The sequence below is a fragment of the Mycolicibacterium mageritense genome, assembly GCF_010727475.1.
GTDB classification, from domain to species: domain Bacteria; phylum Actinomycetota; class Actinomycetes; order Mycobacteriales; family Mycobacteriaceae; genus Mycobacterium; species Mycobacterium mageritense.
The window spans coordinates 1,344,603-1,358,484 of sequence record NZ_AP022567.1; the positions used below are offsets into that span (position 1 = coordinate 1,344,603).

Here is a 13,882-nt window from a genome sequence, read left to right on the forward strand (position 1 = left end):
CGATGGCGGCCGGGGCAACCAGCAGCGCGGAACACCAAGGCAGTGTCCAGGTCCGACGCGAAGGCGACGTCGCCGTCGTGACACTGTGTCGTGAACGTAAGCGCAACGCGCTGTCCACGCATATGGAGACCGAGCTGCTGCGCGCCCTGCGGACGGACGAGGTCACGTCGAGCCGGGCGGTCGTGGTCACCGGCGGGGACACGGTGTTCTCGGCCGGCGCAGACGTCACCGAGCTGCGCGACATGTCCCCGGCCGCCATCGCGCGCTACTACCGCGAATCCGGATCGGTCTACGAGGTCTTCGCCGCCCTCCCCCAGCCGACGGTCGCGGCCATCACCGGTTACTGCCTCGGCGGCGGGCTCGAACTGTCGCTGGCCGCCGACATCCGCGTCGCCGACCCCGCAGCGGTTTTCGGATTCCCCGAGGTCGGGATCGGCATCCTGCCGTCGTCGGGTGGCGTCACCCGCGCAACCCGGATACTCGGGCCGGGCCGAAGCCGCGACCTCATCCTGCGGGGACGCCGAATCGATGCCGCCGTCGCGGAAGCCTGGGGCCTCGTCACCGAAATCGCGCCGGCGGGTGAGCATGTCGCGACCGCACTGACCGTCGCCGCCGAGCTGGCCCGGTTCCACCCGATGACCATGTCGGTCACCAAGCAGGTACTCGACGCCAGCGTCGACGCCTCCCGATCCGCATCGCTGGTGCTCGAACAACTCGCCTACGCCCTGCTCAACAACACCGCCGGCCACGGCGCCGAACCATCCCCTGGAGAAGCTCGATGAACCCACTCGACGTCCTGGACCGGCCCACCAACCGTGGGTTCCTGACCAAACTCCTCATCGCCTGCTGCGGCGGCCCGTTCCTCGACGGATACGTCATGAGCATCATCGGGGTGGCCCTGATCGGTGTCGGTGAGGACATGAACCCCACCACCACCGAGTCCGGACTGATCGGCGCCGCATCGCTGATCGGTATCTTCTTCGGCGCCACGGTCTTCGGTGTGATCACCGACCGCGTGGGCCGCGAGAAGATGTACGCGCTCGATCTGCTGGTGCTGGTCGTCGGCTGTGGCCTGTCGGTGTTCGTCACGGCCCCTTGGCAATTGATCGTGCTGCGCTTCGTCATCGGTGCCGCGATCGGTGCCGACTATCCGATCGCGACATCGCTGCTGACCGAGTTCACGCCGTCGAAGAAGCGCGGCGCCATGGTCGGCATGTCCGCGGTGGCGTGGTCGGCCGGTGCGGTCGCCGCCTACGTCGTGGGCGCCGTCGTCGTCGGCGCCTCTGGCGGCAACCACAACTGGCGCTGGCTGCTGGCGTCGAGCGCCATCCTCGGTGTCGTCGTCATCCTGATCCGCCGGGGTATCCCGGAATCGCCCCGCTGGCTGATGAACAACGGCCGGGTCGCCGATGCCGAGGCCGTCGTGGAGCGCATCTACGGCGTCAAACTGGACCTCAGCCAGGTGACCGCCGACGTCGACGAGCCCAAGGCCAAGTTCCCGCTGTCGTCGATCCTGAAGGGCCAGTACGGCCGTCGGCTGATCATGTGCTCCGCGCTGTACCTGGCCGTCGTCACGCCGCTGTACGCGTTGCTGACCTTCCTGCCGACGATCCTGGAGGGGTTCAACATCTCCGGTGAGGGCCCCATGGGCCTCGTGGTCGAGACCGTCATCATCGGTCTGATCGTCGCAGGCTCGATCCCGGCCCTGTGGCTGGTCGAGCGCTGGGGACGCCGTCCCATCGCGGTGGTGCCGCTCGGCCTCATGGTGCTGCCGCTGGCCGGTCTGTGGCTGTGGGCCGGCGGTCCGCTGTGGTTCATCGTCGGCTGCTTCTGCGTGTACGCATTCATCTCCGGCGGGCCGAGCATCCTGGTGTGGATCTATCCCAACGAGCTCTTTCCCACCGAATTGCGGGCCACGGCAGTCGGTTTCGCGACCGGCGTGAGCCGCTTCGGCGCGGCCACCGGCACATACCTGCTGCCGCTGAGCATCTCGGCTCTTGGCACCGGCACCACGATGCTGTTCGGTGCCATCCTCACCGCGGGAGCCTTCGTGGTGTGCCTGTTCATGGCGCCCGAGACCAAGGGCAAGAGCCTGGAGGAGGTGTCGAGCCTGACACCGGAGCGCGCGAAGGTCACGCATGCCTGAGCCGATGGCCACGGCATGGACCGACATTGTTCGGCGCAACCTCGCCGGCTTCACCCGCGTGCCCGCCCGTGCGGCCGGCCGAGCGGCCGCCGTCACGGTGTGCGTCCTGGACGCCGAGCGTGATGCGACGATCCTGATGATCAAACGCGCGCCGCGCGGCCTCAACAGCGGCCAGTGGGCGTTGCCCGGCGGGCGGATCGAACCCGGCGAGACGGCCGTCGAGGCCGCGGTGCGGGAACTGCACGAGGAGGTCGGCCTGCGGCTGACCGAGCAGGACGTGGTCGGGCAGCTCGACGACTACGTCACCGATTCCGGTTTCGTGATCACACCCGTCGTCACCATGACGACGGGATCGCCCAGGCTGCAACGCAATCCGGCTGAGGTGCACTCGCTGCACCGGATTGCGTTGAGCCGGCTGGTCAGTGCCGAGCTGCCCCGCTGGACGACGACCGCTGCCGGTCCGTTGCTGCAGATGCCGTTGCGCAGCAACATGGTGGTGCACGCCCCCACCGGCGCCATCCTGCTGCAGTTCCGCGAGGTTGCGCTGCTGGGCCGGTCGATCAGCGTCGCCGATCTGCTGGAACCCGAGTTCACGCGCGTGTAGCAGCCGCGGATCAGGCTTCTGAGGATTCCTCGGCCGCGTCGTCCGCGGCCGCCAGGGTGTGCGCCGCCTCCATGAGCATCCATCCGGACAGCTGCACCGACAGGTCGCGCTCGGGTATCGCCGACGCGTTGACCGCACCCTCGACGAACTCGGCCTCCTTGCCTTCCGCGGTCGGCACCTCGGCATTGCGGTCCCAGAACGGGCCGAACAACGGCAGACCGTCGACCGTCTGGCGGTAGTCCCACGCCGACTGTGCCGACTTGAGCACGAGCGATTTCGCGGTGTCGCGGGCCGCGACATCCTCGGCCGAGTCGCCCGGCAGCGACGTGGCCACCAATGCCAGGTACCGCGCCAGGATGCTGTTGAACAGGCCGCCGTCGCCGCCACCGGCGCCTTTGATGACACCCTCGGTGGTCATCTCCTTGGCGACCGCGGAAACCAGCCTGCGCACCCGTTCGCCGTGACGAGGATCCTGGGTGCGTACCGCGAGTTCGGTTTCCAGCCCGAGCACCACCCCCTGGCAGTACGTGTACTGCGCGCGGACCATCGAGCCGGCCTTGATGCCGTCGAACACCAGGTGGGTCTCGGGGTCGATCAGCGTCTCGTCGATCCAGTCGGCCATCTGCTGCGCCCGCCGCAACCGGTCGTCGTAGCGGGCCAGGAAGATGCCGGCCGGGCCGTTGGCGGGCGCGTTGAAGAACTGGTCTTGTTTACGCCACGGGATACCGCCGCCGTCCTCGGGCACCCACGCGTTGACGAACTGCTCACACAGCTTCTTGAGCGCACCCGGCTTCTCCACCCCGGCCAGGCGCCCCGCGCGCTCCAGTGCCAGCGCCAGCCAAGCCATGTCGTCGTAGTAGTCGTTGGTCCACCCGGTGTTGCGTAGCCAGTGCGCCCGAATCTGGCGTTCGATGCGGACCTTCCGATCCGGTTGCGGATCCCGCACCTCGGCGTCGACGAGGCAGTCCAGCAGATGCGCCTGCCACCAGTAATGCCAGGTGCCGAAATGCCGGTATTTCTTGGTCGACGGCCATGCCACCACACCGAGTTGAGTGCCCGGCAGATACCAGAGTTTGGCGAGATGTCGTTGGATGATCGCAGCTTCGGCGCTGCCTGCACGGTTTGCCCATAGCTGATCCATGCCCCTGATCCTGCCTCACCAGGGCGCCGAACATCACGTAGCTCGCCCGGAAGTTCGTCCTCCCGATGCCGGCAACCGTGCGCACCAGAACCATTGACTTTCCAAAATGTGATCCGGCACACTTCACATGGGATCCCAAATTGGGATCCCATAGCTGGCCGAGCGGCACCCGACATTCACAGGAGTCACCGTGGATACAGACCACCGATCTTTGGCCGCGCTCGACCCGACAGGCCGGCTGTACAACGAGGATCTCGCCCCCGCGACAGAGCGGAAATGGAGCTCCTACAGCTTCTTCGCCGTCTGGATGTCCGCGATCCACAACATCGGCACCTACACGTTCGTCGCCGGCCTCTTCGTCATCGGCCTCACCGGCTGGCAAGTGCTCGCCGCGATCTTGATCGGCACCGGCATCCTGTTCTTCGGGATGAACTGGGCCGGCCGGATGGGGCAGCAGACGGGCGTGCCCTTCCCGGTGATGGCGAGAATCAGCTTCGGCATCTGGGGAGCCAACGTGCCCGCGCTCATCCGGGCCGTGATCGCCATCTGCTGGTACGGCATTCAGACCTATCTCGCGTCGATGGCCGTGGTGGTGCTGCTGCTGCGGACCGATCCGGACCTCGAACGCTGGCAGAACCAGAGTTTCCTGGGGTTGTCGGTGCTCGGCTGGGCCTGCTTCCTGCTGCTGTGGGTGCTGCAACTGCTGGTGATCACCCGCGGAATGGAGGCCGTGCGGCGATTCCAGGACTGGGCCGGACCCATCGTCTGGGTGGTCATGCTGGCCATGGCCGTCTGGCTGTTCGCGCTGGCCGACTGGCATCTGCCGATGAACATGTCCATCAAGCCGTTGGCCGGCGGCGACGTCTTCCGCGGAGTCCTGACCGGGGCCTTCCTGCTGGTGGCGACCTACGCCACGATGCTGCTGAACTACTGCGACTTCACGCGTTTCGCCAAGTCCGACCGCGCGGTGATCCGGGGCAACTTCTGGGGCATCCCGGTCAACTTCGCCGCGTTCGCGGCGATCAGCATCACCATGACGATCGGCACCGTCGTGGTGTTCGGCGAAGCCATCACCGACCCGGCCCTGATCCTCGCCAAGGTGCCCAACACGTTTGCCCTGGTGCTCGGCGCGATCATGTTCATCGTCGCGACGATCGGGGTGAACGTGGTGCTCAACTTCGTATCGCCCGCCTACGACCTCGCCAACGTGTGGCCCAAGCACATCACCTTCCGCCGTGGCGGCATCATCAGCGCGATCCTGGCCCTGCTGGTGATGCCGTGGAATCTGTACTCGAACCCCGTGGTGATCAACTACTTCCTCGGCGGCCTCGGCGCCTTCCTCGGCCCGCTGTTCGGAATCATGGCGGTGGACTACTACCTGATCAACCGTGGCGCCATCGCGATCAGAGATCTCTACCGCTCCGACGCAAACGGCACGTACTTCTTCCGAAAAGGCGTCAACCGCAAGGCGATTGCCGTCTTCGTCCCCACCGCGTCGCTGGCCGCGATCATGGCGCTGGTGCCCGGACTGCAAGCCGTCGCGGCTTTCTCGTGGCCCGTCGGCGTCGTGACGGCCGGACTGGCGTACTACCTGGCGATGGGCAGGCACGCCAAACGCGCCGACCTCGCCACCGAACCCGACGGCGATCTCATGCCCGTGGAATGACGCCGGGGCGACGCGCCGCGGGCCGCCAGACGCGTCCGCCGCGCGAGAAGTCGCTAGCCTGGCCTCGTCGGCTTGTGGGAAACGGAGTGCACCAGGCCATGGATCATGCGTCGAGCCGGCTGTACCGGAACGACAAGCCTCTCCGGGAGATCATCGGAGACGAGATTCGATCGCGCATCTTCGACGGCCGGTTCCAACCCGGCGACCGGCTGGTGGAACGTGATCTGGCAGAGATGTTCTCGGCTTCGCGGCACCCGGTGCGGGAGGCCTTGCGCACACTGCAGCGGGAAGGCCTTGCCGAGAGCCTGCCCTCCCGCGGCCTCGTCGTCAGCACGCTCGATCAGCGTCAGGTCACCGATCTGTTCGGCATCCGCGAAGCACTCGAGGTCCACGCGGTCCGGGAGGCCACGGTCCGGATCGCACAGGGCACGCCACACCACTTGCACGACGCGCTGGCCGATGCGCGGACGGCCATCGCCTCGGGGGATGTCGACGCCGCGCACGCCGCCAACGCCCGGTTCCACGACGAGATCATCGCGCTCTCGGGCAATGTGCTGCTCGAGGGGATCCTGGAACCGCTCATGGGGCGGCTGCACTGGCTGTTTCGCCAGATCCTCGACGTCGAGATGGTGATCGACGAGCACCAACGCCTCTGCGACGCCATGGTGGCGGGCGATCCGGAACGAGCCGCGACGCTGGCCCGGGCGCACGTGCTGACCTATCGGGCGCACACCCTCGACTACCTCTTCGGTGAGGACTCGACCCGGGCGCAGTAACCGGTCGGCGGCATTGACACTGTCTTTGGGATCCCATTATCGTCACTTGGGATCCCAATGTGACGTGGGTCGCAGTACCAGACCCGGAGGCAAGACCGATGACCTTGGACCTGCTCATCACGAACGCGACCGTCGTGAACGCAGACGGCGTCACACGTGCCCACGTCGGCGTCTCGGAAGGCACCGTCGCCGCCCTGTACGCCGTGACCACGAACGCACTGCCGGACGCGCGCCAGACGATCGACGCGACGGGAACCCTGCTCGTTCCCGGCGGAGTCGACGCGCACTGCCACGTCGAACAGATGACCGGCAGCTACATGTCGCTGGACACGTACCAGACCGCGACCATCGCCGCGCTGCACGGCGGGACCACCACCATCATCGACTTCGGCATCCCCGCCCACGCAGGCGAGAGCCCGATCGAGGCGCTGGAGAACAAGCTGCGACTCATGACGGGTGCGCGCTGCGATGTCGCGTTGCACGGCTCGGTCATCGCGTGGGACGAAACGGTGCCGGCCCAACTCGAGCAGATGGCGGCCCGCGGCGTGCGCTCGGTCAAGCTCTACACGACCAACCGCGGCACCACCATGGCCGACGAGGACACCATCCTCAACGTCATGAAGGAGATGGTGCGCCTGGACGGGCTCACCTACATCCATTGCGAGCACGACGCGATCATCGTGGACCGGACGTCGGCGTGTGCGGCCGACAACCACGTCGGCATCGCCCACCTCCCCGACACCCGGCCCGCGATCTCCGAGGACGCCTCGGTCCGGGAGATGCTCGCGATCGCCGAATACACCGGTGCGCCGGTGTATTTCGTGCACCAGACGACACAGGCAGCCGTCGACGCCGTCGAACAGGCGCGCGCCCGCGGCCAGGTCGCCTTCTCCGAGACCTGCCCGCACTACCTGCTGCTCGACGAATCGGTGTACGACTCCGCGGCACCCGAGAAGTTCGCCTGCTGCCCGCCGATGCGTCCGGCCGCCGACGTGACCGGCCTGCTCGACCACATCGCCCGCGGCCACATCGACGTCGTCGCGTCCGACCATTCCTGCTACGACCTGGCGCAGAAGCGCGAGTGCAGCCACGACGTCCGCCGCATGCCGCACGGGCTGCCGGGAGTCGAGACGCGGATGCCTGCCGCCTACACCGCGCTGGTCACGCGTCGCGGCCTCAGCGTGGAACGCTTCGTCGAGGTGTTCGCGACCGCGCCGGCCCGGATCAACGGCCTACCGACGAAGGGCGTGATCGACGTGGGGTTCGACGCCGACCTGGTCCTGTTCGATCCCCGGGAAACCCGCACGGTCGACGGTTCGGCGCTGCATCAGGGCAGCGACTTCTCGCCGTTCGACGGCATGACACTGACCGGCTGGCCGAGCACCGTCGTGAGCGGCGGGCACGTCGTGCTCCACGACGGCGAGTTCACCGACCCCGGCCCGGTCGGGCGGTTCCGGAGCCGGACCGGGTTCACCGATCGGGCCAATGTCAAAGTTCCCGACACGAAAGCCGTTACCGTAGGGGCATATTCGTGACGACATTACCCTCGCGGAATCGGCTCTCGACTGGAGGAATCTCATGAGCAGCGACACCCGGCGGTACTACGCACCGACGGGCGGGCACCCGCCGCAAAGCCAACTCACGACCGACCGCGCGGTGTTCACCGAGGCGTATGCGGTACTCCCCCGCGGCACCATGCGCGACATCGTCACGAGCAACCTGCCGTTCTGGGACAACACGCGGCTGTGGGTGATCGCGCGGCCGCTGTCCGGATTCGCCGAAACGTTCTCGCAGTACATCGTCGAGGTGGCTCCCGGCGGCGGCAGCGACCGGCCTGAACTCGATCCGGCCGCCGAAGGCGTGCTGTTCGTCGTCGACGGCGGCTGCACGGTGACGATCGAGGACGACGACCATCACCTCACGCCGGGCGGCTACGCGTTCCTGCCGCCCGGCTGCCGATGGGCGCTGCACAACAACGGCACCGAACCGGTCCGCTTCCACTGGATCCGCAAGGCTTACGAACGCGTCGACGGACTCGACATGCCCCAGCCGTTCGTCACCAACGAATCCGACGTCGACGGCGTCGAGATGCCCGGCACCGAGGGCCGGTGGAGCACACAGCGATTCGTCGATCCGCTCGACGTCCGCCACGACATGCACGTCAACATCGTCAGCTTCGAACCCGGCGGCGTCATCCCGTTCCCGGAGACCCACGTCATGGAGCACGGTCTCTACGTGCTCGAAGGCAAGGCCGTCTACCTGCTCAACAAGGACTGGGTCGAGGTGCAGGAAGGCGACTTCATGTGGCTGCGCGCATTCTGCCCGCAGGCCTGCTACGCCGGCGGGCCCGGACGCTTCCGCTACCTGCTCTACAAGGACGTCAACCGGCACGCCAAGCTGAGCAGGCAGTTCGTCTGACCTACCACGCCTTCGAAAGGTCGGCGTGCCGAGTTATCCAGGCGTGCATCGCGATTCCAGCGGCCACCCCGGCGTTGATACTGCGCGTCGAGCCGAACTGGGCGATCGACACCGTGATTGCCGCTCCTGCCTGCGCCTCCGGCGTGATGCCGGGCCCCTCCTGGCCGAAGATCAGCAGGCAGTCGCGCGGCAGTTCGGTCTCCTCGAGCCGCACCGAGCCGGGCACGTTGTCCACCGCGACGACCGTCAACCCCGCATCGGCGGCGAACTCCAGCAACTCGGCCGTGCTGTCGTGGTGGCACAACCGCTGGTAGCGGTCGGTGACCATGGCGCCGCGGCGGTTCCACCTGCGCCGCCCCACGATGTGGACGGTGTCCACCGCGAAAGCGTTGGCGGTGCGCACCACGGCGCCGATGTTGGCGTCGTTGCCGAAGTTCTCGATCGCGATGTGCAGCGGGTGCCTGCGTCGGTCGATGTCGGCAATGATCGCCTCCCGCGTCCAATACCGGTACGCGTCAACGACATTGCGGGTGTCCCCGTCGCGCAGCAGGTCCGGGTCGTACCGTGCGGCGTCGGGTCCGGACGGCGGCGGCCCCGGCCACGGACCGACGCCGGGACTCTCACCCCACTCGCTCGGGCCCGTCACCGGCTGGTCCACAGCGCGGCGTGCGTGCCGATCACGGACACCGACGGGTACAGCAGAGCCGCGTTGATCTCGCCCTGCGTGCACAGCGACGCCCGCACGTTGACGGCCTCGCGGGATTCGTCGGGCAGGATCAACAGCGATGCGCCGTACGCCGAACACGCCGGATTGAGCCCCGGGGCCGGCCGGGTCGGAGCCACCACGATCATCAGCGGACCACCACGTTTGTCCGAGTCCTCGCGATACCGCTTGGCCAGACCGTCGATCTGCAGCCCGAGCAACATGTAACCGTCGCCCGTGAAAGCTTCCGGCGCACCCAGTGCCGTCGGCGCCAACTGGGCACCATCCGCGCTGAACGCGTCCACGGTCGTGGTCTGCAGCGTCAGGCCCGTGTCGTTGGCGTTGGTGGGCATCAGCCCCACCGGAAACGCTGCCGGGTAGGCCACCGTGGTGCCCGCGATCCGGTCGCGAGCCGAATACACGTACACCCCGCGCACCTGACTCTGGTCCCGCAACGGCCCCAAACACACTGTGCCGCTGAGCTTGTCTGGCGACGGCGCGGCCAGCGGTTGCAGTGCGAGGCTGGGCACAGAACTGCACGCGCCCAAACCGTCGGCCTCGATGGGATGCGCGAGCGCACCGTATAGCCCGAACCGGAGATCCTCGGGTTTGGCGTGGGTGTCGGACGCGACCGAGGCGTCGACGTCGACGAGCACGCGCTCGGCGTCGAACCGCAGATTTGACAGCGTGACGCGCCAGCCCAGGATCTCGACGGCGTCGCCGAATGCCGCGGTCGGCGCGGCGAAGGTGTTGTCGAGAGCACGGTCGGACGAGCACGCGGTGGCGACCAGCAGAACTACCGCCACCACGGCCGCGATCAGCGCCCGCATGAGTTACGTTCTGCCACGACCCTTGCCAACCACCTTGTTCACGGCACGCACCAGATTTCGCGGAACCATCCGACCACCGGTGGTGAGCGCCTTGTACTGCATTCCCGGCACGATCACGACCTTATCCCGCGCCACATCCGCCAGACATTCGCGCACCACGTCGTCGACCTCGAGCCACAGGAACGCTGGCGTGTCTGCCATGTCGATGCCCGCACGCGCGTGGAACTCGGTCCGCACGAACCCGGGGCACAGTGCGTGGATGCCGACGCCGGTGCCTGCCAGACCGTTGGCCAGGCCTTCCGAGAATGCGATGACCCAGGCCTTGGACGCCGAGTACGTTGAACCGCGGCCGGGCAGCAGCCCGGCCACGCTGGCCACGTTGATGACCGTGCCCGCGTGGGCCGCGACCATCGACGGCAGCGCGGCGTGGGTGAGTTCCATGACGGCCGTGACGTTCACGTCCAGTTGGGCCTGCAGGGCCGCGAAGTCGGCGGTCCAGAATTCACCCGACGTGGCGAAGCCGGCGTTGTTGACCAACACCCGGACGCCGTCACGCAGCCGTGCGGCGACCTTGGCCCGGTCTGCGGCCTCTGCCAGATCGGCGGGCAGCACCTCGACGTTCGCACCCGCCTCGTCGTGCAGTTCGGCTGCGAGCTGCTCAAGCCGCGCCGTGTCCCTGGCGACCAGCACCAGGTCGTATCCCTCGCGGGCGTAGCGACGGGCGAATCCCGCTCCGAGCCCCGACGTCGGTCCGGTGATCAATGCGACGGGGCGTGGCATGCCCGACACACTACTTAACCGCGGGGACGCGCTTTATGCGCAGCACCGCATCAAAATATTTAGTGATTCCAGATAGCCCGCAATAGTGGTGCGGTGGCTTCGACGGCGGATTACGCGGATCAGCTGCGCGCCGCCCGGTTGCGGGTCACCCGGCCCCGGATCGCGGTGCTCGACGAGGTTCGCACGCATCCGCACGCCGACACCGAAACCATCTTCCTGGCGGTGCGCGACGTTCTCCCCGAGGTCTCCCGCCAGACCGTGTACGACGTACTCAACGCCTTGACCTCGGTCGGGCTCCTGCGCCGCATTCAGCCGCTCGGCTCGGTGGCCCGCTACGAGACCCGCGTCGGCGACAATCACCACCATGCCGTGTGCCGCGGTTGCGGCAGGATCGTCGACATCGACTGCGCCGTCGGCGCGGCACCGTGCCTGGCCCCATCCGACCTCGACCACGCCTTCGAAGGTTTCGCGCTCGACGAGGCGGAAGTCATCTACTGGGGCCTTTGCCCTCAGTGCTCGGCCTCAGTTTCCCGATCGCAACCGTGATCACAGCCCCATCACCAACCGGAAGGAAAAGTTGTGTCATCCGAGACGACCACTCACCCCAGCGACAGCGAGAACCCCGCAATCGCCTCGCCGACACCCAAGGCTCACGCGCCACTGACCAACCAGGATTGGTGGCCCGAGCAGATCGACGTGTCGAAACTGCACCCGCACTCACCCGCGTCCAACCCGCTCGGTGAAACATTCGACTATGCAACAGAATTCGCCAAACTCGATGTCGATGCGCTCAAAGCCGATCTGCTGTCGCTGATCACCACGTCCCAGGACTGGTGGCCCGCCGACTACGGCAGCTACGCAGGCCTGTTCATCCGGCTCAGCTGGCACGCCGCAGGCACCTACCGCATCTTCGACGGGCGCGGTGGCGGCGGCCAGGGTCTGCAACGTTTCGCACCGCTCAACAGCTGGCCCGACAATGCCAACCTGGACAAGGGCCGTCGCCTGCTCTGGCCGATCAAACAGAAGTACGGCAACAAGATCTCCTGGGCCGACCTGCTGGTGCTGGCAGGCAACGTCGCGCTCGAGTCCGCGGGCTTCGAGACCTTCGGATTCGGCTTCGGCCGCGAAGACGTGTGGGAGCCCGAAGAGGTGCTCTTCGGCGAAGAGGACACCTGGCTGGGGACCGACAGGCGCTACTCCGGCGAGCGTGAACTCGCGCAGCCCTACGGCGCCACCACCATGGGCCTGATCTACGTCAATCCTGAAGGGCCCGAGGGCAAGCCGGACCCGCTGGCCGCCGCCATCGACATTCGCGAAACTTTCGGCCGCATGGCGATGAACGACGAGGAGACCGCGGCCCTGATCGTCGGCGGGCACACCTTGGGCAAGACCCACGGCGCGGCTTCGGGAGACCTGGTCGGCCCGGAGCCCGAGGCCGCGCCGATCGAGCAGCAGGGCCTGGGCTGGAAGTGCCCGTTCGGTTCGGGCAACGCCGGCGACACGATCACCAGCGGGCTCGAAGTGGTGTGGACGCCCACCCCGACCAAGTGGAGCAACTCCTTCCTGGAGATCCTCTACGGCTACGAATGGGAGCTGACCAAGAGCCCGGCCGGGGCCTGGCAGTTCCAGGCCAAGGACGCCGAGGCGATCATCCCCGATCCGTTCGGCGGGCCGAACCGCAAACCGTCGCTGCTGGTCACCGACGTGGCGTTGCGGGAAGACCCGATCTATCGCGAGATCACCCGGCGCTGGCTCGACCACCCCGAGGAGCTCAACGAAGCGTTCGCCAAGGCCTGGTACAAGCTGCTGCACCGCGACCTCGGGCCGATCACCCGCTACCTCGGCCCGTGGATTCCCGAACCGCAGCTGTGGCAGGATCCGGTGCCCGCGGTCGAGGGCGAACTGATCGACGATGCCGACGCGGCCGCGCTCAAGGGCAAGATCCTCGACACCGGGCTCACGGTGCCGCAGCTGATCAAGACCGCGTGGGCTGCCGCGTCCACCTTCCGGCGCACGGACAAGCGCGGTGGGGCCAACGGTGCCCGGCTGCGCCTGGAGCCGCAGAAGAGCTGGGAGGCCAACGAACCGTCCGAGCTCGACAGGGTGTTGCCCGTCTTGGAGAAGATTCAGCAGGACTTCAACGCCGGCAGCGCCAAGAAGGTGTCCCTGGCCGATGTGATCGTGCTGGCCGGCAACGCGGCGATCGAAAAGGCCGCCAAGGACGGCGGCGTTTCGGTCACGGTGCCGTTCAACCCGGGCCGCACCGACGCCACCCAGGAGAACACCGACGTGGAGTCGTTCGCGGTGCTGGAGCCGCGGGCCGACGGGTTCCGCAACTATGTGCGGGCCGGCGAAAAGGCGCCGCTGGAACAGCTCCTGCTGGAGCGGGCGTACCTGCTGGGCGTCACCGGTCCGGAGCTGACGGTGCTGGCCGGTGGCCTCCGCGCGCTCGACGCGAATCACGGCGGGAGCCGGCACGGTGTGTTCACCGACCGTCCCGGCACGCTGAGCAACGACTTCTTCGTCAACCTGCTCGACATCGGCACCGAGTGGAAGCCCTCGGAGTCGGAGGAGAACGTCTACGAAGGCCGGGACCGGGTCTCGGGCGAGCTGAAGTGGACGGCGACGGCGAATGACCTGGTGTTCGGCTCGCATTCGGTGCTGAGAGCCCTTTCGGAGGTCTACGCCCAGACCGATGGCGCCGAGCGTTTCGTCAACGACTTCGTCGCCGCGTGGGTAAAGGTGGCCGAAGCCGACCGGTTCGACCTCAAGAAGTAGCGCGAATTGTGTGCGTTTACCGGCGGTGTGCGCCGGTAAA

At 67.3% G+C, this 13,882-nt stretch carries 13 protein-coding genes; 9 read left to right on the top strand and 4 right to left on the bottom strand.

The window, feature by feature from the left end; all coding sequences use genetic code 11:
• The first annotated feature begins 2 nt into the window (after positions 1–2).
• From G6N67_RS06635 to G6N67_RS06645, 3 genes are read left to right on the top strand one after another with little or no spacing between them, the layout of a single operon-like run.
• Positions 3–782, top strand: a complete 780-nt coding sequence (locus tag G6N67_RS06635) for an enoyl-CoA hydratase/isomerase family protein (protein WP_051578777.1) — start codon at positions 3–5, stop codon at positions 780–782.
• Complete coding sequence (locus tag G6N67_RS06640) at positions 779–2,146, top strand: MFS transporter (RefSeq protein ID WP_036433505.1); 1,368 nt, start codon at positions 779–781, stop codon at positions 2,144–2,146. The genes G6N67_RS06635 and G6N67_RS06640 overlap by 4 nt, the downstream gene beginning before the upstream one ends.
• Positions 2,139–2,750 carry an NUDIX hydrolase gene (locus G6N67_RS06645; protein ID WP_051578776.1) on the top strand — a complete coding sequence of 204 codons (612 nt, stop codon included), beginning with the start codon at positions 2,139–2,141 and terminating at the stop codon, positions 2,748–2,750. Before G6N67_RS06640 ends, G6N67_RS06645 begins: the two co-directional genes overlap by 8 nt.
• A gap of 10 nt (positions 2,751–2,760) precedes the next feature.
• On the opposite strand, the gene G6N67_RS06650 is transcribed toward G6N67_RS06645, so the two are convergent.
• On the bottom strand, positions 2,761–3,891 hold the full coding sequence (locus G6N67_RS06650) for a glycoside hydrolase family 76 protein (protein ID WP_036433503.1): 1,131 nt from the start codon (positions 3,889–3,891) through the stop codon (positions 2,761–2,763).
• 190 nt (positions 3,892–4,081) lie between these two features.
• Here G6N67_RS06650 and G6N67_RS06655 point away from each other — a divergent pair, with 190 nt between their 5' ends.
• From G6N67_RS06655 to G6N67_RS06670, 4 genes are all read left to right on the top strand, one after another.
• Positions 4,082–5,557 (top strand): NCS1 family nucleobase:cation symporter-1, encoded by a 1,476-nt coding sequence (locus G6N67_RS06655; protein WP_051578775.1) that lies wholly within the window; start codon positions 4,082–4,084, stop codon positions 5,555–5,557.
• Positions 5,558–5,655: 98 nt separating this feature from the next.
• Positions 5,656–6,333 (top strand): GntR family transcriptional regulator, encoded by a 678-nt coding sequence (locus G6N67_RS06660; protein ID WP_051578774.1) that lies wholly within the window; start codon positions 5,656–5,658, stop codon positions 6,331–6,333.
• A gap of 98 nt (positions 6,334–6,431) precedes the next feature.
• A complete protein-coding gene (locus G6N67_RS06665) occupies positions 6,432–7,868 on the top strand; it encodes an amidohydrolase family protein (protein ID WP_051578773.1) in 1,437 nt (478 codons plus the stop codon).
• 43 nt (positions 7,869–7,911) lie between these two features.
• The gene (locus tag G6N67_RS06670) at positions 7,912–8,751 is read left to right on the top strand and encodes a bifunctional allantoicase/(S)-ureidoglycine aminohydrolase (protein WP_036433501.1); all 840 of its coding nucleotides are present in this window, start codon (positions 7,912–7,914) and stop codon (positions 8,749–8,751) included.
• A 1-nt stretch (position 8,752) separates the two neighbouring features.
• On the opposite strand, the gene G6N67_RS06675 is transcribed toward G6N67_RS06670, so the two are convergent.
• The 3 genes from G6N67_RS06675 to G6N67_RS06685 are packed head-to-tail and all read right to left on the bottom strand — an operon-like array spanning position 8,753 to position 11,064.
• Positions 8,753–9,397, bottom strand: a complete 645-nt coding sequence (locus tag G6N67_RS06675) for a TrmH family RNA methyltransferase (RefSeq protein ID WP_110798542.1) — start codon at positions 9,395–9,397, stop codon at positions 8,753–8,755.
• Positions 9,394–10,284, bottom strand: coding sequence for a hypothetical protein (locus G6N67_RS06680; protein WP_036433499.1), 891 nt, complete (start codon positions 10,282–10,284; stop codon positions 9,394–9,396). The genes G6N67_RS06675 and G6N67_RS06680 overlap by 4 nt, the downstream gene beginning before the upstream one ends.
• Before the next feature lie 3 nt (positions 10,285–10,287).
• Positions 10,288–11,064 (bottom strand): SDR family NAD(P)-dependent oxidoreductase, encoded by a 777-nt coding sequence (locus tag G6N67_RS06685; RefSeq protein WP_036433498.1) that lies wholly within the window; start codon positions 11,062–11,064, stop codon positions 10,288–10,290.
• Between the two features lie 93 nt (positions 11,065–11,157).
• Between G6N67_RS06685 and G6N67_RS06690 the strand changes: the two genes are divergently transcribed.
• Positions 11,158–11,610 carry a Fur family transcriptional regulator gene (locus G6N67_RS06690; RefSeq protein ID WP_036433497.1) on the top strand — a complete coding sequence of 151 codons (453 nt, stop codon included), beginning with the start codon at positions 11,158–11,160 and terminating at the stop codon, positions 11,608–11,610.
• Between the two features lie 33 nt (positions 11,611–11,643).
• Positions 11,644–13,842 carry a catalase/peroxidase HPI gene (katG, locus tag G6N67_RS06695; protein ID WP_036433496.1) on the top strand — a complete coding sequence of 733 codons (2,199 nt, stop codon included), beginning with the start codon at positions 11,644–11,646 and terminating at the stop codon, positions 13,840–13,842.
• The last annotated feature ends 40 nt before the right edge of the window (positions 13,843–13,882 follow it).

Coding starts and splice junctions, on each gene's coding strand:
- G6N67_RS06670 (WP_036433501.1), top strand. CDS start 7,912: ATGAGCAGCGACACCCGGCGGTACTACGCACCGACGGGCGGGCACCCG.
- G6N67_RS06650 (WP_036433503.1), bottom strand. CDS start 3,891: ATGGATCAGCTATGGGCAAACCGTGCAGGCAGCGCCGAAGCTGCGATC.
- G6N67_RS06645 (WP_051578776.1), top strand. CDS start 2,139: ATGCCTGAGCCGATGGCCACGGCATGGACCGACATTGTTCGGCGCAAC.
- G6N67_RS06660 (WP_051578774.1), top strand. CDS start 5,656: ATGGATCATGCGTCGAGCCGGCTGTACCGGAACGACAAGCCTCTCCGG.
- G6N67_RS06685 (WP_036433498.1), bottom strand. CDS start 11,064: ATGCCACGCCCCGTCGCATTGATCACCGGACCGACGTCGGGGCTCGGA.
- G6N67_RS06680 (WP_036433499.1), bottom strand. CDS start 10,284: ATGCGGGCGCTGATCGCGGCCGTGGTGGCGGTAGTTCTGCTGGTCGCC.
- G6N67_RS06635 (WP_051578777.1), top strand. CDS start 3: ATGGCGGCCGGGGCAACCAGCAGCGCGGAACACCAAGGCAGTGTCCAG.
- G6N67_RS06640 (WP_036433505.1), top strand. CDS start 779: ATGAACCCACTCGACGTCCTGGACCGGCCCACCAACCGTGGGTTCCTG.
- G6N67_RS06665 (WP_051578773.1), top strand. CDS start 6,432: ATGACCTTGGACCTGCTCATCACGAACGCGACCGTCGTGAACGCAGAC.